Annotated in this window: 2 protein-coding genes; both read left to right on the top strand. The window is 38.3% G+C overall.

Annotation, left to right across the window (positions count from 1 at the left end):
- The first annotated feature begins 88 nt into the window (after nucleotides 1–88).
- Nucleotides 89–1,126: an IS1595-like element ISSag10 family transposase gene (locus I6E15_RS09990; RefSeq protein ID WP_002837184.1), complete on the top strand. Its 1,038-nt coding sequence runs from the start codon at nucleotides 89–91 to the stop codon at nucleotides 1,124–1,126.
- A 23-nt stretch (nucleotides 1,127–1,149) separates the two neighbouring features.
- Nucleotides 1,150–1,644, top strand: a complete 495-nt coding sequence (gene lnu(C) / locus I6E15_RS09995; protein WP_002837187.1) for a lincosamide nucleotidyltransferase Lnu(C) — start codon at nucleotides 1,150–1,152, stop codon at nucleotides 1,642–1,644.
- Nucleotides 1,645–1,729: the final 85 nt, after the last annotated feature.

A 1,729-nucleotide genomic window follows, 5' to 3' on the forward strand; every position in this document is an offset into this window, starting at 1 on the left:
GGCTCTGTCACAACAAATGGTTGATTTTTGACGAGAAATAGCGTATAATAATAGTAAGAAACAGTACCACCGAAGGAGGTAATTGGATATGCCTACTATCAAAGACGCATTAGATATTATCGGTAAGTTGACTGTCGCAGAGCAGGAAAGCCTTAAAACAATGCTTTTAAGTCCTGCCTTTGTAAAGTCTTTGAATATTGAAGATTTCGTAGCAAAGGAACGCTTTGCAAATGGTCGTGTATGCCCTCTTTGTGGCTGTATCCATGTGGTTCGCAATGGTCATCGTAAAGATGGCACACAGCGATATGTATGTAAGGATTGTGGCAAGTCCTTCGTGATTGCTACGAACTCCATTGTGTCTGGTACAAGAAAAGACTTGTCCGTGTGGGAGCAGTACATTGATTGTATGATGAATGGCTTATCCATTCGTAAGACTGCTGTTGCTTGTGGGATTCACAGAAACACCGCATTCCTTTGGAGACACAAGATTTTGGATGCACTTCAGAATATGGCAGACGATGTTACCCTTGACGGCATTATTGAGGCTGACGAAACTTTTTTCGCCATCTCGTACAAGGGCAATCATAGCAAGAGTAAGACATTTGCTATGCCACGCAAGGCTCATAAGCGTGGTCATTCTACACATATCAGAGGCTTGTCCCAAGAAAAGGTATGTGTTCCTTGTGCGGTTAATAGGAATGGCTTGTCTATCTCCAAGATTACGAATACTGGTAGAGTTTCTACAAGAGATTTACATCATATTTATGATGGTAGGATTAAGACCAATTCCACTCTTGTTACGGACAAGATGAACTCCTATGTGAGATTTACAAATGCCAATGGCATTGACCTTGTGCAGTTAAAGACTGGCAAAGCCAAGAAAGGCATTTATAATATCCAACATATCAATAGCTACCATAGCCAGCTAAAGAGGTTTATGCGTGGCTTTAACGGTGTTTCTACCAAGTATCTGAACAACTATCTTGTGTGGAATAACCTTGTAAATTACGCCAAAGAAAGCGACATGGAGAAAAGGAACATCTTCTTAACTTTTGTTTTGGCAACATTGAAAACTGCTAAATGCAGAGATTTATCAAACAGACCAGCAGTTCCTCTGGTCGCCTAATTAGAATTTGTGGAGATGATAAGATGGTCAATATAACAGATGTAAAACAGATTCTTCAATTTGCAATAGATGCGGAGATTAAAGTCTTTCTTGATGGTGGATGGGGTGTAGATGCTCTTCTTGGATATCAGTCAAGAGCCCATAATGATATTGACATTTTTGTAGAAAAGAACGATTATCAGAACTTTATAGAAATAATGAAAGCTAATGGCTTTTATGAGATTAAGATGGAATATACAACATTGAACCATACTGTATGGGAAGATTTGAAAAACAGAATTATTGATTTGCATTGTTTTGAATATACGGACGAAGGTGAAATTCTTTATGATGGGGATTGTTTTCCGGTAGAAACTTTTTCGGGTAAAGGAAGAATTGAGGAAATAGAGGTTTCCTGTATTGAACCATATAGTCAAGTAATGTTCCATCTGGGATACGAGTTTGATGAAAATGATGCACATGATGTGAAGTTATTGTGTGAGACATTTCATATCGAAATTCCAAATGAGTATAGATAACTGCAAATAACAGTTTGTAGGGGAGTTCTGATACTCCCCTATAAAAATGGCTATTTATCAACTGTTTGTTGTGACATAGCCTTAA

This window comes from Fusobacterium perfoetens (assembly GCF_021531475.1).
In the GTDB taxonomy this organism is placed as follows: domain Bacteria; phylum Fusobacteriota; class Fusobacteriia; order Fusobacteriales; family Fusobacteriaceae; genus Fusobacterium_B.